The 18,564-nt window shown below is 72.3% G+C and carries 16 protein-coding genes and 1 pseudogene; 13 read left to right on the forward strand and 4 right to left on the reverse strand.

Features of this window, described 5'->3' with window-relative positions; all coding sequences use genetic code 11:
• The coding region (locus tag G3I65_RS18030) for a thiamine-monophosphate kinase (RefSeq protein ID WP_375336690.1) at nt 1–450 on the forward strand (450 nt) is incomplete at its 5' end.
• Nucleotides 451–466: 16 nt separating this feature from the next.
• Nucleotides 467–946: a GNAT family N-acetyltransferase gene (locus G3I65_RS18035; RefSeq protein ID WP_160697143.1), complete on the forward strand. Its 480-nt coding sequence runs from the start codon at nt 467–469 to the stop codon at nt 944–946.
• On the opposite strand, the gene G3I65_RS18040 is transcribed toward G3I65_RS18035, so the two are convergent.
• The gene (locus G3I65_RS18040) at nt 933–2,111 is read right to left on the reverse strand and encodes a glycoside hydrolase family 27 protein (RefSeq protein WP_309235532.1); all 1,179 of its coding nucleotides are present in this window, start codon (nt 2,109–2,111) and stop codon (nt 933–935) included. The two genes, G3I65_RS18035 and G3I65_RS18040, sit on opposite strands and share 14 nt — an antisense overlap.
• Before the next feature lie 56 nt (nt 2,112–2,167).
• Between G3I65_RS18040 and G3I65_RS18045 the strand changes: the two genes are divergently transcribed.
• The 3 genes from G3I65_RS18045 (at nt 2,168) to G3I65_RS18055 (ending at nt 4,238) form a co-directional block, all read left to right on the forward strand.
• Complete coding sequence (locus G3I65_RS18045) at nt 2,168–2,698, forward strand: gamma carbonic anhydrase family protein (protein WP_160697144.1); 531 nt, start codon at nt 2,168–2,170, stop codon at nt 2,696–2,698.
• A gap of 30 nt (nt 2,699–2,728) precedes the next feature.
• Complete coding sequence (locus G3I65_RS18050; RefSeq protein WP_086858656.1) at nt 2,729–3,406, forward strand: uracil-DNA glycosylase; 678 nt, start codon at nt 2,729–2,731, stop codon at nt 3,404–3,406.
• Nucleotides 3,407–3,470: 64 nt separating this feature from the next.
• On the forward strand, nt 3,471–4,238 hold the full coding sequence (locus G3I65_RS18055; RefSeq protein ID WP_160697145.1) for an alpha/beta fold hydrolase: 768 nt from the start codon (nt 3,471–3,473) through the stop codon (nt 4,236–4,238).
• Between the two features lie 132 nt (nt 4,239–4,370).
• Here the strand turns inward: G3I65_RS18055 and rpmB are convergent, their stop codons facing one another.
• On the reverse strand, nt 4,371–4,562 hold the full coding sequence (rpmB, locus tag G3I65_RS18060; protein ID WP_003091970.1) for a 50S ribosomal protein L28: 192 nt from the start codon (nt 4,560–4,562) through the stop codon (nt 4,371–4,373).
• Nucleotides 4,563–4,695: 133 nt separating this feature from the next.
• Between rpmB and G3I65_RS18065 the strand changes: the two genes are divergently transcribed.
• From G3I65_RS18065 to G3I65_RS18075, 3 genes are read left to right on the forward strand one after another with little or no spacing between them, the layout of a single operon-like run.
• Nucleotides 4,696–6,273, forward strand: a complete 1,578-nt coding sequence (locus G3I65_RS18065; protein ID WP_160697146.1) for a DAK2 domain-containing protein — start codon at nt 4,696–4,698, stop codon at nt 6,271–6,273.
• Nucleotides 6,274–6,277: 4 nt separating this feature from the next.
• Nucleotides 6,278–8,431 (forward strand): ATP-dependent DNA helicase RecG, encoded by a 2,154-nt coding sequence (gene recG / locus G3I65_RS18070; RefSeq protein ID WP_160697147.1) that lies wholly within the window; start codon nt 6,278–6,280, stop codon nt 8,429–8,431.
• Between the two features lie 47 nt (nt 8,432–8,478).
• Complete coding sequence (locus tag G3I65_RS18075; protein ID WP_309235535.1) at nt 8,479–8,880, forward strand: GNAT family N-acetyltransferase; 402 nt, start codon at nt 8,479–8,481, stop codon at nt 8,878–8,880.
• On the opposite strand, the gene G3I65_RS18080 is transcribed toward G3I65_RS18075, so the two are convergent.
• Nucleotides 8,846–9,475 carry a TetR/AcrR family transcriptional regulator gene (locus G3I65_RS18080; protein WP_160697148.1) on the reverse strand — a complete coding sequence of 210 codons (630 nt, stop codon included), beginning with the start codon at nt 9,473–9,475 and terminating at the stop codon, nt 8,846–8,848. The two genes, G3I65_RS18075 and G3I65_RS18080, sit on opposite strands and share 35 nt — an antisense overlap.
• Before the next feature lie 31 nt (nt 9,476–9,506).
• On the opposite strand from G3I65_RS18080, the gene G3I65_RS18085 reads away from it, so the two are divergent.
• The 5 genes from G3I65_RS18085 to G3I65_RS18105 all read left to right on the forward strand — a co-directional run bounded on the left by G3I65_RS18085 (nt 9,507) and on the right by G3I65_RS18105 (nt 18,300).
• Entirely contained in the window at nt 9,507–10,646 is a 1,140-nt protein-coding gene (locus G3I65_RS18085) for an erythromycin esterase family protein (protein ID WP_160697149.1), read from the forward strand.
• A gap of 54 nt (nt 10,647–10,700) precedes the next feature.
• Nucleotides 10,701–13,070 carry a caspase family protein gene (locus tag G3I65_RS18090; protein WP_160697150.1) on the forward strand — a complete coding sequence of 790 codons (2,370 nt, stop codon included), beginning with the start codon at nt 10,701–10,703 and terminating at the stop codon, nt 13,068–13,070.
• Nucleotides 13,071–13,113: 43 nt separating this feature from the next.
• Entirely contained in the window at nt 13,114–14,001 is an 888-nt protein-coding gene (locus G3I65_RS18095) for a S8 family peptidase (protein ID WP_160697155.1), read from the forward strand.
• 133 nt (nt 14,002–14,134) lie between these two features.
• On the forward strand, nt 14,135–17,512 hold the full coding sequence (locus G3I65_RS18100; protein ID WP_160697151.1) for a pyruvate carboxylase: 3,378 nt from the start codon (nt 14,135–14,137) through the stop codon (nt 17,510–17,512).
• Nucleotides 17,509–18,300: an arginase family protein gene (locus tag G3I65_RS18105; protein ID WP_160697152.1), complete on the forward strand. Its 792-nt coding sequence runs from the start codon at nt 17,509–17,511 to the stop codon at nt 18,298–18,300. The genes G3I65_RS18100 and G3I65_RS18105 overlap by 4 nt, the downstream gene beginning before the upstream one ends.
• A 21-nt stretch (nt 18,301–18,321) precedes the next feature.
• Here G3I65_RS18105 and G3I65_RS18110 read toward each other — a convergent pair.
• A pseudogene (locus G3I65_RS18110) lies at nt 18,322–18,564 on the reverse strand (GntR family transcriptional regulator); the annotation flags it as partial.

The following is an 18,564-nucleotide window of genomic DNA, read 5'->3' on the forward strand; positions in this document are numbered from 1 at the left end:
CTCGGCTGGGCCGCCGCCGGCCTGGCCGTGCTCGGCCGCGGGTTCCGGTCCCCGGTCGGCGTCGTCAACGCCCAGCGCTGCCCGGAACCGCCCTACGAAGCCGGACCGCAGGCCGCCCTCGCGGGGGCCACGGCGATGATCGACATCTCCGACGGCCTGCTCGCCGACCTCGGCCACATCGGCGAGGCCTCCGGGGTCGGCATCGACGTCCGCACCGCCGACCTCGACGTCCCGGGCCGGCTCACCGAAGTCGGCGCCGCGCTGGGTGCGGATCCCTTGGACTGGGTGCTCACGGGTGGGGAGGATCACGCGCTGGCGGCCACCTTCCCGCCCTTCACCGAGCTGCCCGAGGGCTGGCGCACCATCGGCGTCGTCACGATGGCGGACTCGGGGATCACCGTGGACGGGAAACCGTTTTCGCGAGAAGGCGGCTGGACCCACTGGCGCTGATCTAGGCTCGGAAAGCGTGAGAATCGTTCCGGTCCCCTACGACCACCCCGACGCGGCCAAGCTCATGGCCGCGGTGCAGCAGGTGTACGTCGAGCGCTACGGCGACGAGGACGTGACCCCGATGAGCCCGGCGGACTTCGACCCGCCGCAGGGCGTCTTCCTCGTCGGCTACCAAGGTGAGGCAGCGGTCGCGTGCGGTGCGTGGCGCGCCCACGACGGTCCCGCGCCGGACTTCCAGGACGGCGACGCCGAGTTCAAGCGGATGTACGTCGCCGACTCCGCCCGCGGCCGCGGGTTCGCGCGGATGATCCTGTCCGAGCTGGAGCGCACGGCGGCGCTGTGCGGCCGCAAGCGCGCGGTCCTGGAGACCGGGACCAAGCAGCCCGAGGCCATCGCGCTCTACACCTCGTCGGGCTACGCCGAGATCCCGAACTTCGGCGTGTACAAGAACGAGCCCGAAAGCCGGTGCTTCGGCAAGGACCTCACCTCGGTGTGAGCTTGAGGAAGGCCGCCGCGTGCGGCCGCAGCGTGGCGGAAACCCCGGTGCCGGTGTCCTGGTGGGCCCACAGGTCCCGGACGGTCCACGTGCCCGGGACGTCGGCGGAGACGGTCGCGGTGGTGCTGCCGGTGTTGAGCAGCACCACCGCGAAACCGCCGCCGGACAAGGGTTTTCCCCACACCTGGTAGCCCGGGCCCGCGTCGAGCCGCCGCCCCTGGCCGCCCGCGAAGTCCTGGTCGACCGCGATCGCCTCGGGGTTGGCGAGCGTCGTGAGATCCGCGTCACCCAGCTTCGCCGGGTCGGTGCCGGCGAACAGCGGCGCGTTCAGCACGGCCCAGACGCTGAAGTGCGCGCGGGCCTCGTCGGCGGTGAGGCTGCCGTTGCCGACCTGCAGCATGTCCGGGTCGTTCCAGCCGCCGGGGGAGCCGCTGTGCACGGCGACGGCGGCCTGCTGGTCGATCGTCGCGAGCACCGAGTCCCAGGTCGCGACCAGGTCGTTGGTCGTCCGCCACAGGTTCGCCACCGGCCGCGCCCAGGTCCACGGGCTCGAGACGCCGTATTCGGAGATCGCGTAGACGATCGGGCGGGGCAGCGCGGCCAGCTCGTCGCGCATCTTCTCGAACGCCGCTTTCCGGTCGAGGCCGTCGACGGTGTCGGCGTTGCACCAGTCGTACTTGAGGTAGTCGACGCCCCAGCGGCCGAAGGTCTCCGCGTCCTGGCGTTCGTGGCCGAGCGAGCCGATGCCGGAGGCGGGGTAGGCGTCATTGGCCATCGCGCACGTCCGGCTGCCGGGCACGGCGTAGATGCCGAAGAACAGGCCGCGCGAGTGCACGTAGTCGGCGAGGTCGGCGATGCCGTGCGGGAACCGCTTCGGATCGGGCTGTAGCGACCCGTCGGAGGCGCGCGCTGGCGCCTGCCAGCAGTCGTCGACGACGACGTACTTGTAGCCGGCGTCACGCAGGCCGGTGTCGGCGAGCGCGTCGGCCGCCTTGCGCACGACGTCCTCGGTGAGGTCGTAGCAGCGGACCTGGTTCCAGCTGTTCCAGCCCATCGGCGGCGTCGCGGCCAGGCCGTTCGCCAGCGCCGGGGTCGCGACGGGCAGGCTGAGCAGCCACGTCAGCACGACGAGGAGGAGCACGAGCGGGCTGGTTTTCGGCTTCACGGCGATGCCGTGATCCAATCGCAGAACACGTGAAACCGCAGTCACCCGGAGGCGGCATGCCGATCTACGCACTCGGTTCGCTCGAGCCGACGATCCACCCCGACGCCTACGTCCACCCGGACGCGACGGTGATCGGCGACGTCCGGATCGGCGCGCACGCGTCCGTGTGGCCGCAGACGGTCCTGCGCGGCGACCACGGCTACATCGAGATCGGCGAGCGCTCCAACGTCCAGGACGGCTGCGTCCTGCACTGCACCGAGCGGCACCCGACGATCCTCGGGCCGTCGTCGGCGATCGGGCACGCGGTGCACGTCGAAGGCGCGACGATCGGCACCGGCTGCCTGATCGCGTCCGGTTCGGTGGTGCTGAACGGCTCGGTGATCGAGGACGGCGGCATGGTCGGCGCGGGCGCGGTGCTCTCCTACGGCTCGCACGTGAAGACCGGCGAGATCGCGCTGGGCGTGCCGGCGAAGGTGCGGGAGAACAAGTCGTTCGGGCCGGAGAGCATCGCGATGGTGGTGGATTCCTACGTCGAGCGCGGGAAGCGGTTCCGGACCGAGCTGCGGCGGCTCGACCCGCTCGGGTGACGTCGGCCACGCCCGGTAGGCTTGCGCGCCGTGACCGCACGACCGCTGCAGGACATCGTCGAGGCAGGCTGGGCCGAGGCCCTGGAACCGGTGGCGCCGCAGGTCGCCGCGATGGGGGAGTTCCTCCGCGCGGAGATCGCCGCGGGCCGGACGTACCTGCCGGCGGGTGAACACGTGCTGCGGGCGTTCAAGCAGCCGTTCCACGACGTGCGCGTGCTGATCGTCGGCCAGGACCCGTACCCGACGCCCGGGCACGCGGTCGGCTTGAGCTTCTCGGTGGCGCCGGACGTCCGGCCGATCCCGAAGAGCCTGGTCAACATCTACAAGGAGTACGCCGACGACCTCGGCCACCCGCTGCCGTCCAACGGCGACCTGACGCCGTGGGCCGAGCAGGGCGTCCTGCTCCTCAACCGGTCGCTGACCGTGCAGCCCGGGAAGTCGAACTCGCACCAGGGCAAGGGCTGGGAAGCGGTCACCGAGCAGGCGATCAAGGCCCTGGCGGCACGCTCGGAGCCGATGGTGGCGATCTTGTGGGGCCGCAACGCGCGCAACCTGCGGCCGATGCTGGGCGACGTCCCGTGCATCGAGTCGGCACACCCCAGCCCCCTCTCGGCGCACAACGGCTTCTTCGGGTCGAGGCCGTTCAGCCGGGCCAACCAGATGCTGGAGCAGCAGGGCGCGGCGCCCGTCGACTGGAAACTTCCCTGAGGACCGGTGTCCGGATCCGGGTGACGGCTCCGACCAGGGGTAAACGAACCTTGGAGGACACACCATGAACGTCACTTCGGCCGACGGCACGTCGATCTTCTTCGAGCAGCGCGGCTCGGGCGCGCCGGTGATCCTGGTGGGCGGCGCGTTCAACGACCGCACGACCGTGGTCGGCCTGGCGGAGGTCCTGTCCGACGACTTCACCACGATCGTCTACGACCGCCGCGGGCGCGGCGATTCCGGAGACACCGCGCCGTACGCGATGGAGCGGGAGATCGAGGACCTCGCGGCGCTGATCGCCCACGTCGGCGGCACGGCGTCGGTGTTCGGCCACTCGTCGGGCGCGGTCCTGGCCCTGGAAGCGGCCGCGGCAGGGATCGGGATCGAGCGCGTGGTGGCGTACGAGCCGCCGTACGCGACGGACGAGCACCCGCGCGGCGACGTCGTCGACGAGGTGCGGGCCCAGCTCGCGGCGGGCGACCGGGACGCCGCGGTGGCGACGTTTCTGCAGGTCGCGGGCACGCCGGCGGAGATGATCGAGGGGATGAAGCAGGCGCCGGTGTGGGGCTGGTTCACGGCCCTGGCGCACACGCTGCCGTACGACCTGACGATCTGCGGCCCGGGCGCCCACCCGCGCGGCTCGCTGGCGCGGATTTCGATCCCGACGCTGGTGATCGGCGGCGGCGCGAGCGACGAGGCACTCCAGGCAGGCGCCCGCGCGGCGGCCGAGGCGGTCCCGGGAGCCCGTCACGAAACCCTGGAAGGCCAGGACCACGGCGTGCTCCAGTACCCGGAAACCCTGAAGGACCTGCTGACCGGCTTCCTGAAGTAGGCGGCCGCATGTAGTGAATGACTCATTCATGTCGCCAGGCGACATGAATGAGTCATTCACGTCGTCGGGCGCCGGGCATGAAAATGGCGGGTGCTCCGGAGAGCACCCGCCATCCCAAACTTCTCTGCGGCGTCAGCCTCGAACGACCTTGCCCGCCTTGATGCAGGAGGTGCACACGTTCAGGCGCTTGCGCTGGGACACACCCACCTTGGCGTGGACGGTCTGGATGTTCGGGTTCCACCGGCGGTTGGTACGGCGGTGGGAGTGCGAGACCGACTTGCCGAAGCCGGGTCCCTTGCCACAGACGTCGCACACGGCAGCCACGTCGAACTCCTTTGGATCTGGGTCATAGAAATGAGCCCAGATGCACTGGGCAACTCGACCATAGTAACTACTGCGTTCCCGGCCCCGAGCACCGGGTCGATACGCTGCCCGGGACCAGGTAGGAGGTTACGGGGTGCGGGTGCTGGACGCGGCGGCGGTGGCGGCCTGGGCCGCGGGGTGCGTGCGCAGCCTGGCGACCCTGCGGCCGGCGATCGACGGCATCAACGTCTACCCCGTCGCCGACTCCGACACCGGCTCCAACATGCTCTTCACGATGCGCGGCGCGGCCGGTGAACTGGCGGAAGCAAGCCCGGCGGACGCCGCCGAAGCGCTGAGGATTCTCGCGCGGGGCGCGGTCGCCTCGGCCAAGGGCAACTCCGGCGTCATCCTCTCCCAGGTCGTGCGCGGGCTCGCGGACCGCGCCGAGGGCGAGCTGGACGGCGCGTGGCTGGCGAACGCGCTGGGTCACGCCGACGAGGTCGCCACCGGCGCCGTCAGCCGGCCGGTCGCCGGGACCATCCTCACCGTGCTGCACGCCGTCGCCCTCGCCGTGCGCGGCGACACGAGCACGCTCGGCGAAGTCGCGCGGAAGGCCGCGGAGGAAGCCGCGCACGCCCTCGAGAAGACGCCGGAGCAGCTGCCCGCGCTGGCCAGGGCCGGGGTGGTCGACGCCGGCGCGCGCGGGCTCGTCGCGGTGCTCGACGCGCTGGTCGGCGTGCTCACCGGCGCCCCCATCGAGCAGGAGCACGCCCTCGAAGTGCACGCCGTCCCGCACGCCGAGGCCTACGCCTGGGAGGTCATGTACCTCCTCGACGGCGTCGACGAGGCGAGCCTGCCGACCCTGCGCAAGGAGCTGAGCGGCCTCGGCGACAGCGTCACCGTCGCCGGCGACGGCTCGGGCAGCCACGCCGTGCACGTCCACTGCGCCGACATCGGCGCCGCGATCGAGGCCGGCCTGACGCTCGGCCGCCCGCGCAAGATCCGGGTCGAACCGCTGCTCACGCCGACGCCGATCGAACCCGGCGGCGGGATCGACCGCACGGTCGTCGCCGTCGTGCACGGTGGCGCGCTGGCCGAGCTGCTGCGCGCCGAGAGCATCCCGGTGCTCGCCGTGCCCGAGGGCGAGACGCCGAGCGTCGAAGACATGATCAGCCTGCTCAACGAGGCCGCCGGCCAGCACGTCACGGTGCTGCCGGGCAGTGTCGAGCTGACCGCGGCGGTCGACACCGCGGCCGGGCACGCCGTGGCCGCCGACCGGGACGTCGTCGTCATCCCCTGCGTGTCGCCGGTGCAGGTGCTGGCCGCCCTCGCCGTGCACGACGCCGGCCGCCGCACGAACGACGACGTCGTCGCGATGGCCGAAGCGGCGGCCGCGACCAGGCGTGGCGAACTGCGGATCGCCCAGGAGGAGTCGCTAACCTGGGTGGGCCGGGCCCAGTCCGGTGACGTCGTGGGCCTGGTCGACGACGAGGTGGTCCTGATCGAGCCGGCGCCCGCGTCGGAGACGAACCTGGTCGCCGCCGCGATGAACGTGCTGAACCGCATGCTGGCGCTCGGCGGCGAGCTGGTGACGGTGCTGAGCGGGGCCGCCGCGCCGCCCGGGGTCGCCGATGAGCTGGCTGAGCAGCTGCGGGTGGAACACCCCGAGGTGGAGCTGACCAGCTACGCCAGCGGCCAGGCCGGCGCCGTGCTGCTGATGGGAGTCGAATAGCGAGATGGCCGGACTGCGCGACAAGCTGCCGTTGCTGCTGGGCGCCAAGACGGCGAAGGCGCTCGCCACGTCGTTGGACATCGAGACGGTCAGCGACCTGCTGCGCCACTACCCGCGCCGTTACGCCGAGCGCGGCGAGCTCACCGACATCGCCGGCCTCGAGCTGGGCGAGCACGCCACCGTGCTGGCGCGCGTCGAAAAGGTGAGCAAGCGCCGGATGAAGGCGCGCAACGGCACCATCCTCGACATGGTGATCACCGACGGGAAACGCCGGCTCACCTGCGCGTTCTTCAACCAGGCGTGGCGGGAGAAGGACCTCGTCCCCGGCAAGACCGGCCTGTTCGCCGGCAAGGTGTCCGCCTTCCGCGACACCCTGCAGCTGACCAACCCCGAGTACGAGCTGTTCGACGCCGAGAACGAAGCCGAGGCGATGGACAACTTCCTCGCCGCGATCATCCCGGTCTACCCGGCGGCGCAGGGCATGCCGACGTGGTCGATCGCCAAGTGCGTGCGGCAGGTCCTCGACGTCCTCGAGGTCGACGACGACCCGATGCCCGCCGAGCTGCGGCGGCTGCACCGGCTGTCCGACCTCGACACCGCGCTGCACGGCATCCACCGCCCGGAGAACTGGGCGCACCTGGAGGCGTCGAGAAAGCGGCTCAAGTGGGACGAGGCCATGGCCGTCCAGCTGATCTTCGCGCAGCGGCGGCATTCGGCCGTTTCGCGGCCGGCGAAGCCGAACCCGCACGTCAGCGGCGGCCTGATGGACGCCTTCGACAAGCGGCTGCCGTTCGACCTGACCGCGGGACAGCGCGCCATCGGCGACGAGATCGCCGCGGACCTCGCGTCCGAGCACCCGATGAACCGGCTGCTGCAGGGCGAGGTCGGCTCGGGCAAGACGGTCGTCGCGTTGCGGGCGATGCTGCAGGTCGTCGACAACGGGCGGCAGGCCGCGATGCTGGCGCCGACCGAGGTCCTCGCCGCGCAGCACGCGCGCTCGCTGCGGGAGATGCTCGGCGACCTCGGCCAGGCGGGCGAGCTGGGCGCGGCGGAGAACGCCACGAAAGTCACGCTGCTGACCGGGTCGATGGGCGCGAAGGAACGCAAGAAGTCGCTGCTGGAGATCGTCAGCGGCGAAGCCGGGATCGTCGTCGGCACGCACGCGCTGATCCAGGACCACGTCGAGTTCGCCGACCTCGGCCTCGCCGTGGTCGACGAGCAGCACCGGTTCGGCGTCGAGCAGCGGGACGCGCTGCGCACCCGCGGCGCCGGCGACACCAGCCCGCACGTGCTCGTCATGACGGCGACGCCGATCCCGCGCACGGTCGCGATGACCGTGTACGGCGACCTGGAAGTGTCGGCGCTGCGCGAGATGCCGGTCGGGCGCTCCCCGATCTCGACCACGGTCGTGCCGGTCGCGGAAAAACCCGCCTGGTTCGACCGGATCTGGCAGCGCGTCCGCGAGGAGGTCGGCAAGGGCCACCAGGCGTACGTCGTGTGCCCGCGGATCGGCGACGAGCCGCCGTCGGACAAGAGCGACAAGCGGCCGCCGCTCGCGGTCCTCGACGTCGCGCCCGAGCTGGAGCACGGCCCGCTGCAGGGCCTGAAGATCGGCGTGCTGCACGGCCGGATGCCCCCGGACGACAAGGACGCGGTGATGCGCGCGTTCTCCGCGGCCAAGCTGGACGTCCTCGTGGCGACCACGGTCATCGAGGTCGGCGTGAACGTGCCGAACGCGACCGCGATGGTGATCATGGACGCCGACCGCTTCGGCGTCAGCCAGCTGCACCAGCTGCGCGGCCGCGTCGGCCGGGGCAGCGTCCCGGGCCTGTGCCTGCTGGTCACCGAGACCCTCGACGGCACGGCGACGCGTGAGCGCCTGGCGGCGGTCGAGTCGACCACCGACGGCTTCGAGCTGTCCCGCCTGGACCTGGAGCTGCGGCGCGAAGGCGACATCCTCGGCGCGGCGCAGTCGGGCAAGCGGTCCACGCTGAAGCTGCTGTCGCTGCTGCGCGACGAAGACGTCATCGCGGCGTCGCGGCAGAGCGCGCAGGAGATCGTCGAGAAGGATCCGGAGCTGAAGAAGTACCGCGGCCTGGCCCAGATGGTCGACGACGTCGTCGACGTCGACCGGGCGGAGTACCTGGAGAAGAGCTGATCCGCCGGGCCACGGTCGCCGACGCCCCGGCGATCGGGGAGGTCCACGTGGCGTCGTGGCGAGCCGCGTACGCGGGCTTGCTGCCGGACGGTTTCCTCGCGGGGCTCTCGGCCGGTGACCAGGCGGCCACCTGGGCGGAGCGCCTCGCCGCCGGCGGGCGGCTGCTGGTCGTCGAAGAGGCGGGGACGGTCGTGGGGTTCGCCGCGTTCGCGCCGGACCAGCTCTACGCGCTCTACCTGCTGCCGCGGTGCTGGGGCCGCGGCCTGGGCCGGGCGCTGCACGACCGCGTGCTCGGGGAGCTGTCCGGCAACGCCGTCCTGTGGGTGCTGGCGACCAACGAGCGGGCGAAGGCGTTCTACGTCCGGCACGGCTGGCGGGCCGACGGCGAGACCGCCACCGAGACGCTCGGCGACCTCACTTTGGACGTGGTGCGGTTCCGCCGTCCGTGAAGACTCCGGCTTTCGCGGCCGCTGCGGCTGCCGCGGCGGCGACTCCGGCGTCCTTCGGCGTCACGCCTTCCCGCGAGACGAACAGGCGGTAGAAGACCGGCCCGCAGGCCACCCGCACGACCTCGACCGGGTCGGTGCCCGCCGGGACTTCACCGCGCCCGACGGCCCGCTCGACGATCGCGGCGGACCGGGCGTGGCGGTCGACGTAGAACTCGCGCAGGGCGTCCGCGGCGCGGGCGGAGAGGAACGCGGCCGAGATGGACGCGGTCGGGAGCTCGCGCTCGCCCGGCGAGGTGAAGTAGTGGACGAGCTCCAGGTTGACCTCGCGCAGGTCGCCCTCGAGCGAACCGGTGTCCGGCGCGGTCCACTCCTGCTCGGTCCCCAGCAGCAAAGCGGCCGCGACCAGGCCTTCGGCGGACTCCCACCGCCGGTACAGCGTCGTCTTGTGCACGCCGGAGCGCTCGGCGACCGCCTCGACGGTCAGTTCGGCGTACCCGCGTTCCCCGAGCAGCTCCAGGGTGGCGTTCAGCGCGGCGAGGCGGGTCCGCTCGGTGCGGCCGCCCGGCCGTCGCGTGCCGGAAATCTCGGTTGCCAACTGCTACTCCTGTTGCGTTAGTGTGCTCAGTATGCCAGAAACCGAGTCCATCGCCGTCGCCTCCGTCGCCGAGCTCATCGGCGACGCCGAGGTCGTCGCGATCGGTGAGAACAACCATCACATCCGCGAGTTCGGCGCGCTGCGCGACCGCCTGCTGCGCCACCTCGTCGAGGAGTGCGGGTTCACCGTCCTCGGGTTCGAAGGCGGGTTCCCGGAGGGGCACCTCGTCGACGAGTGGCTGCGCGGCGGTCCGGGCGACGTCGCCGACGTCGCGCGGGCGGGCTTCACTTTCGGCCTGGGCGACTCGGCCGAGGTGCACGAGATGCTGACCTGGCTGCGGGGCCGCGGTGTCAAGTTCTTCGGTGCCGACGTGCCGAGTTCCGCGGGGTCGCCGGTGCCTTCGCTGACGGCGTTGCGCGAGCACGTCCTGCGCGTGGACCCGGCGAATGTGTCCCTTGTGGACGCGGCCATTTCGGCGTGCGAGCCCTACGCGTCGGTGAGCAGCGCCGTCGCGCCCGCGCGGTACCAGGAAATGAGTGTCGAAGCGCGGGACGCGGCGACGGCGGCGTTGACTGTCCTTTATGGACACGCGGTGGCGCTGGCCTACGGCGACGTCGCCGTGCACCACGCCGAGGGGGCGCTGCGGGTCGACCTCTACCTGCGCGAGCTGGACGCGCTGATGGCCGGCCGCGCGCCCGAGCCGCAGAGCGCGTCGCGGGACACGTACATGGCGGCCACCGTGCGGCTGATGCGGCGGCTCCACCCGGGCGAGAAGATCGTCCTGATGCTCCACAACGGACACCTCCAGCGCGTGCCGTTCTCGCCGATGCCCGGCATGACGGCGCCGTCGGCGGGCACCCACCTGGCCGCGGAACTGGGCGACCGGTACTTCGCGCTGGCGCTCACGGCCGTGTCCGGCACGACGACCGGCCTGGCACCCGACGAAGCCGGGCGGCTCGGGTTCCGGATGTTCCCGCAGGACCTCGGGAACCCCGCGGACGACAGCGTCGAGGCGCTGCTCGCGGACCAGGCGCCGTGCGTGGTCCCGCGTCCCGGTGGTGCGAGCATCCGGCACGCGCACGCTTCCGTGCCGGTGGACGTGGCGGCCGCTTTCGACGCCGTCGTCTGCCTGAAGGGGCAGGAAACGATTTTCGGGTCCGGCGCCGAATAGGTGTGCCCGTTCGGCTGCTTGCCGTAGCGGCGGAAGCGGGCGTCTCCTGGTGGTATGGCCGGGCGGAGGCGCGCGCTGATCGTCGCGAACGGCGAGTACGACAACGCGGGTCTGCAGCGCCTGGGCTCACCCGCGGCGGACGCCGACGCCCTCGCCGGCGTGCTGGCCGACCGGACCATCAGCGACTTCGACGTCCGCGTGGTCCGCAACGAGACCGCGCACGTGGTCCAGGCGGAGATCGAGGACCTGTGCGCCGAGGGCCGCCCGGACGACGTCCTGCTGCTGCACTTTTCCTGCCACGGCTTGAAAGACGACTCGGGCGGCCTGTACTTCGCGGCCCGCAACACGCGGCCGGACCGCCTGCGTTCGACGGCGGTGCCCGCGCAGTTCGTCCAGCAGTGCATCCGCCAGAGCCGCTCGCGCAGCATCGTGCTGCTGCTGGACTGCTGCTACGGCGGCGCGTTCGGCCAGGGCGTCGCGGTCCGCTCGTCGGGCGACGCGAACGTCCTGGACAGCTTCCGCGGCGGCCGCGGCCGCGCGGTGATCACGGCGTCGAACTCGATCGAGTACGCGTTCGAAGGCGCCCGGCTGGCCTCGGACGAGCCCGCCCAGCCGTCGGTGTTCACGTCGGCGCTGGTCGAGGGCCTGCGGACGGGTGAAGCGGACCGCGACGAGGACGGCTGGATCGCGCTGGGCGAGCTGTACGAGTACCTGTTCGACCGCGTCCGCGAGCGCAACCCGAAGCAGACACCGAGCCGCGACATCGAGATGCAGGGCGAGCTGTACCTGGCGAAGAGCAGGCGCCGCCGCATCAAGCCGTCCCCGACCCCACCCGACCTGGCGGCGGCGATCGCGGCGGAGAACCCGTTCACCCGCCTGGGCGCGGTGGCGGAGCTGCGCCGCCGCCTGTCGAGCGCCAACCTGCCGGTGGCGATGGGCGCGTTCGAGGCGCTTCGCTCGATGGCGGCCACGGACATCGAGCACATCGCAGCGTCGGCCTCGGACGCATTGGGCGACGTCGTGGTCCGGGTGGACGTGGCTTCGGTGCGGCTGTCGGCCCCGGCAGGTTCATCGGCGACGGCGTCGTTGCGGGCGCTGGGTCCGCCGGTGGCGCGGGAGGTGCGGTTCGAGGCTTCGCACCCGTGGATCGCGGTGGTGGAGTCGGATGGTGCGGCGGAGCTGACGGCGACGGCGGGGGAGACGGGGACCCGGCGGGGGAAGGTCGTGGTGAGCGGGCCGACTGGGGATGTGGTGGTGGGGGTGGAGATCGAGGCAATCCCCGAGCCGGCGCACGAGGCTGAGGTTGAGCCCGCATCGGAGGCTGTGCCCGCGCAACGGGCTGCACCGGGCCCCGCACCTGCGCGCACGGCCGAGCCGGCCGCCGACGAGCCCGAATCGGCGCCTGCCGCTGAGGTCGCACGGGCCCCCGAGGTCAAGCCGCTAGCCGAACCGGCGTCTGCCGCAGGAACTGCGTCGGCATCTGTGGCCGAGTCGGCCGCCGAACCGGCGCCCGCCGCCGCAACCGCACCCGACCCGGCCAAGCGCCCCAATGTGGCCTTCGGTGCGTCAGACGCACCGAAGGCCGCCTTGGGTGCGTCAGACGCAACCAAGGCCACCTTGGGGCGCACTCCCGGACCCCAGCCAGAACCCGTCGACCCCCTCCGCGGCTCCGCCGGAATCGCCGTCATCACCGGCGCTGTCCTAGCCGTCATCGGGCTCGGCCTCGACTACCGCTACGGCGAACCCCTCACCTACTTCCGCCCCGGCCTGGAAACCTACGTCGCCATCGTGGCCGCGTGCGCCCTCCTCGCCGGGATCCTCACCCTCGCCCCGCGGACCCGGACGCGCACCGGCCCCGCCCTCCTGCTCGGCACCGGCCTGGCCGCGCTCTTCGGCCTCGTCCGCCTCCTCGGCGACGTGATCACCTTCAGCCAGGGCAGCGGCGACGCCGAACTCGGGACCGGCTTCACCTTCCTCCTCCTCGCGCACCTCGCCTGGGCGACCGCCCTCGTCTGCGCGCCGCTCCTCCTGCGCCGCGACGCCGGGGGCCGCCGGGTGCGGGGCTGGCCCGCATGGACCGCCGCCGGGCTCGGGGTGGTCCTCGCCGCCGCCTGGCTGACGCAGCTGGCCGAACTCGCTGAGCACAGCGACTCGGAGGCGGGCCGCGCCGCCGTCTACTTCATCGCCGGTGCGCTGCTGGCGCTGCTCGTCCCCGCCGTCGCGATGACGGTGCCCGGGGCCGGGTGGGCCGTCCTGGCCACCGGGACCGCCGGGCTGATCGGGGTCCTCGCGCCGACGTACGCGGCCGTCGTCGAGCACTCGACCGTCGCCGGGCAGGTGATCGCGTCGGGTGCCGTGCTGCTGCTCGCCGTCGACGTCGTGGTCCTGGCCCGGCGGAATCAGCCGATCGAGGGACAGTCCTGAGTTGTCGCTCCCGCACCGCCGGGGTACCACGACGATCATGAAGATGCTTCTCGCGGCCGTGGCCACCGTGCTCGCCGGGCAGACCGCGGCCGGCGGGGTGCAGCCCGGCCCGCCCAGCTGGGGCTTGGACCGGATCGACCAGCGCACCGGCCTCGACCACGCCTACCACTACGCGACCGACGCCTCGGGCGTCACCATCTACGTGATCGACAGCGGCGTCGACGCGAACCACCCCGACTTCCAGGGCCGCGTCGCGCCCGGGCGGGACTTCCTGAACGGCGGCTCGGACACCACCGACACCAACGGCCACGGCACCCGCCTCGCCGGGATCGCCGCGGGCAAGGACTACGGCGTCGCGAAGGGCGCGCAGATCGTTCCCGTGCGCGTGCTGGACAAGGACGGCGGCGGCGCGACCGACCACATCATCGCCGGCATCGACTGGGTCGCGCAGAACGCCCAGCAGCCCGCGGTCGCCGTCCTCGGCATCGGCGGGGTGCCGAACGACCAGCTCGACGCCGCCGTGAAGCGGCTCGCCGAGGTTGTCCCGGTCGCCGTCCCGGCGGGCAGCGAGACCGCCGACGCGAGCGGGTTCTCCCCGGGCCGGGTCGCCGAGGCGCTCACCGTCGGGGCCACCGACGACCAGGACCGCCCCGACAAGGCGTCCAACTTCGGCCAGGACGTCGACCTGTACGCCCCGGGTGTCGACGTCCCCGGCCCGATCGCGGGCGGCACCGGCGCCGGACCGGAATCGGGCACGTCGATGGCGGCCGCGTTCGCCGCCGGCGTGGCCGCGCTCTACCGCGCCCAGCACCCGGAAACGGCCCCCGCGCAGGTGGACCAAGCGCTTGTTCAGGCCGCGACGACGGACGTGCTCAAGGGCGTCCCGGACGGTACGGCCAACCGGCTCCTTTACGCGCCGCCGGGAACCTGAGAGGCTGCCCAGCCGGCGTCCCGGCCAATCTTCAACGCCCATGATGTCCATCACCTGGTATGGAACTCCCGCAGAGCGGGAAGAACCGGGTAACGTGCGTTGACTTACCGATCCATACGGGAAGGACCGGGCAATGTTCCGCAAGGTGCTGGTGGCCAACCGCGGGGAGATCGCGATCCGAGCGTTCCGCGCCGGCTACGAACTGGGCGCGGGGACGGTCGCCGTGTTTCCGCACGAAGACCGCAACTCGCTGCACCGGCTGAAGGCCGACGAGGCGTACGAGATCGGCGAACCCGGTCACCCCGTGCGCGCCTACCTGTCGGTCGACGAGATCGTCGCCGCGGCCAAGAAGGCCGGTGCCGACGCCGTCTACCCCGGTTACGGCTTCCTCTCGGAGAACCCCGACCTCGCGCGCGCGTGCGAGGAAGCGGGCATCACCTTCGTCGGGCCGAGCGCCGAGATCCTCGAGCTGACCGGCAACAAGGCCCGCGCGGTCAAGGCCGCGCGCGAGGCCGGCGTGCCCGTGCTCGGGTCGTCCGCGCCATCCAGCGACGTCGACGCGCTGGTCGCGGCCGCCGACGAGCTGGGCTTCCCGGTGTTCGTCAAGGCCGTCGCCGGTGGCGGCGGGCGCGGCATGCGCCGCGTCGAGGACCCCGCCGTGCTGCGCGAGTCCATCGAGGCCGCCGCGCGCGAGGCCGAGTCCGCCTTCGGCGACCCGACCGTCTTCCTGGAGAAGGCCGTCGTCGAGCCGCGGCACATCGAGGTGCAGATCCTCGCCGACGGCGCGGGCAACGTCATCCACCTCTTCGAGCGCGACTGCTCGGTGCAGCGGCGCCACCAGAAGGTCGTCGAGCTGGCGCCGGCGCCCAACCTCGACCCCGAGCTGCGCGACCGGATCTGCGCGGACGCGGTCAAGTTCGCGAAGCAGATCGGCTACCGCAACGCCGGCACCGTCGAGTTCCTGCTCGACAAGCAGGGCAACCACGTCTTCATCGAGATGAACCCGCGCATCCAGGTCGAGCACACGGTCACCGAAGAGGTCACCGACGTCGACCTCGTGCAGTCGCAGCTGCGGATCGCCTCCGGCGAGACCCTCGACGACCTCGGCCTGGCACAGGACAAGATCTACCTGCGCGGCGCCGCGCTGCAGTGCCGCATCACCACCGAGGACCCGGCCAACGGCTTCCGCCCGGACACCGGGATGATCTCCGCCTACCGCTCGCCGGGTGGCTCGGGCATCCGGCTCGACGGCGGCACCGCCTTCTCCGGCACCGAGATCAGCGCGCACTTCGACTCGCTGCTGGTGAAGCTCACCTGCCGCGGCCGCGATTTCAAGACCGCAGTCGGGCGCGCGCGCCGGGCCGTCGCCGAGTTCCGGATCCGCGGTGTCGCGACGAACATCCCGTTCCTGCAGGCGGTCCTGGACGACGAGGACTTCCGCGCCGGGCGCGTCACGACGTCGTTCATCGAGGAGCGCCCGCAGCTGCTCACCGCGCGGCAGTCCGCCGACCGCGGCACGCGGCTGCTGACCTACCTCGCCGACCAGACGGTCAACAAGCCGCACGGCGAGCGCCCGAGGACGCCGGACGCCACGGTCAAGCTGCCGAAGCTGCCCAAGGACGCCCAGCCGGCGCCGGGGTCGAAGCAGAAGCTCGTCGAGCTGGGCCCGGCCGGGTTCGCGGAGTGGCTGCGCAAGTCGCCGCACATCGGCGTCACCGACACGACGTTCCGCGACGCGCACCAGTCGCTGCTCGCCACCCGCGTCCGGTCGAAGGACCTCCTCGCGGTGGCGCCGGTCGTCGCGAACACGCTCCCCGAACTGCTTTCCCTGGAGTGCTGGGGCGGCGCGACCTACGACGTCGCGCTGCGCTTCCTCGCCGAGGACCCGTGGGAGCGCCTCGCCGCGCTGCGCGAGGCCGTGCCGAACATCTGCCTCCAGATGCTGCTGCGCGGGCGCAACACCGTCGGGTACACGCCGTACCCGACCGAGGTGACCACTGCCTTCGTCCAGGAAGCCACGAAGACCGGCATCGACATCTTCCGGATCTTCGACGCGCTCAACGACGTCGAGCAGATGCGCCCGGCGATCGAAGCCGTGCGCGAGACCGGGACCGCGGTCGCCGAGGTGGCGCTCTGCTACACCTCGGACCTGTCCGACCCGGGCGAGAAGCTCTACACGCTCGACTACTACCTCAAGCTGGCCGAGCAGATCGTCGGCGCCGGGGCGCACGTCCTGGCGATCAAGGACATGGCCGGGCTGCTGCGCGCGCCCGCGGCGACCAAGCTGGTCACCGCGCTGCGCAAGGAGTTCGACCTGCCGGTGCACATCCACACCCACGACACCGCGGGCGGCCAGCTGGCCACCTACCTCGCGGCGATCAACGCGGGTGCGGACGCCGTCGACGGCGCGGTCTCGTCGATGGCGGGCACGACGTCGCAGCCGTCGCTGTCGTCGATCGTGGCGGCCACCGACCACTCGGCCCGGACCACCGGCCTGGACCTCCGCGCGATCGGCGAGCTGGAGCCGTACTGGGAGAGCGTGCGCAAGATCTACGCGCCGTTCGAGGCCGGGCTCGCGTCGCCGACCGGGCGCGTCTACGACCACGAGATCCCCGGCGGGCAGCTGTCGAACCTGCGCACGCAGGCCATCGCGCTGGGCCTGGGCGACCGGTTCGAGGACATCGAGGCGATGTACGCCGCGGCCGACAAGATCCTCGGCCACCTGGTGAAGGTGACGCCGTCGTCGAAGGTCGTCGGCGACCTCGCGCTGCACCTGGTCGGCGCGGGCGTCTCGCCGGCCGACTTCGAGGCGGAGCCGAACAAGTTCGACATCCCCGACTCGGTGATCGGCTTCCTGCGCGGCGAGCTGGGCGACCCGCCCGGTGGCTGGCCGGAACCGTTCCGCACCAAGGCCCTCGAGGGCCGCGCGGCGGCGAAGCCGGTCGTCGAACTGTCCGAAGAGGACCGTTCCGCGCTCGCCGCGGAACCGCGCCGGACGCTCAACCGGCTGCTGTTCCCCGGCCCCACGAAGGAGTTCGAGGCGCACCGCGAGGCCTACGGCGACACGTCCGTGCTGCCCAGCAAGGACTTCTTCTACGGCCTGCGCCCGGGCGAGGAGTACCCGGTCGACCTCGAGCCGGGCGTCCGGCTGCTCATCGAGCTGGAGGCCATCGGCGAGGCCGACGAGCGCGGCGTGCGCACGGTGATGTCGACGCTGAACGGCCAGCTGCGGCCGATCCAGATCCGCGACCGCTCGATCGCCTCGGACATCCCGGCGACCGAGAAGGCGGAGAAGGGCAACCCGAAGCAGGTCGCGGCGCCGTTCGCCGGCGTGGTCACGCTGCAGGTGGCCGAAGGCGACACGGTCGAGGCCGGCGCCACGGTCGCGACGATCGAGGCCATGAAGATGGAGGCGTCGATCACCGCGTCCGCGGGCGGCAAGGTGGGCAGGCTGGCGATCAACTCCGTCCAGCAGGTCGAGGGCGGCGACCTCCTGCTCGTCCTGGAATGACGCTGATCAACGCGGTCCCGCAGCGCCAGGGCGCGGTGGGACCGCGTGCGGCGGAGCTGCCGGACGGCTGTCTCGCGCTGGCGGAGCTGGCCGGGCACGTGCTCGGCCGGCCCGTCCACCACGTCCGGCAGACCCGTGAAGTGTCCGAAGTGGACGGCGGGGTCGCTTCCCGTGCCGTGCTCACGGGTCCGAACCGCGCGGCCCAGCTGGCCGCGCTGGAAGCCCCGGGCGGCCCGGTCCTGACGATCGGCGGCGACTGCGGCGTCGAGCTGGTCCCGATCGGCGTCGCGCGATTCCGGCACGGGCCGGGCCTGGGCGTGGCGTGGTTCGACGCCCACGCGGACCTGAACACGGCCGAGACGTCGCCGTCGGGCGCGTTCCACGGGATGGTGCTGCGCTCGCTGTTCGGCGAAGGCGACCCCGACTTCGCGGCGGATCCGGCGCTGGCGCCGGGCAACGTCGCTTTGCTGGGGACGCGGGCATTCGACCCGGAGGAACGCGCGGCGGTCTCACGCGGGCTCGCGGTCACTTCGCTGGACGAGCTGGCGGTGGAGAAGCTGTACGTCCACGTGGACCTGGATGTGCTGGACGTGTCGGAATTCCCCGGCCTGAACTACCCGGAGCCGGGCGGCTGGACGATCGACCGCCTGGTCTCCGAACTCGACACCCTTTCCGGCCACGAGGTCGTCGGCGCGGGCATCACGGAGTGCGTGGGAACCGCGCGCGAAGTCGAGGCGCTCGAGCCGGTCCTGGCCGCACTGGGTCGGCTCCTCGTGAGTGATAAGTAGGGTTCTAACCCGACTTGCCACTCACGACCGGTCGTGGGCCGCGCGGACGGCGTTCAGGGCTGTTTCCAGGTCGGCGCCGAGGTCGCGGGCCTGCGTCAGGTACGTCGTGGCGGCGGCGAGGAGCAGCTCCGCGGGGGCCGGGCGGCCGGGCGGGAGCGTGACCACCGTGCCGCGGGCGCGGGCCGTCGTCACCCAGCCCGCCGTCTCCAGCTCGCGGTACGCGCGCGCCACCGTCCCCGACGCAAGGCCGAGGTCCCGCGCCAG

Origin of the sequence: Amycolatopsis sp. SID8362, assembly GCF_010550475.1 — a bacterium.
Taxonomy (GTDB): Bacteria; Actinomycetota; Actinomycetes; order Mycobacteriales; family Pseudonocardiaceae; genus Amycolatopsis; species Amycolatopsis eburnea.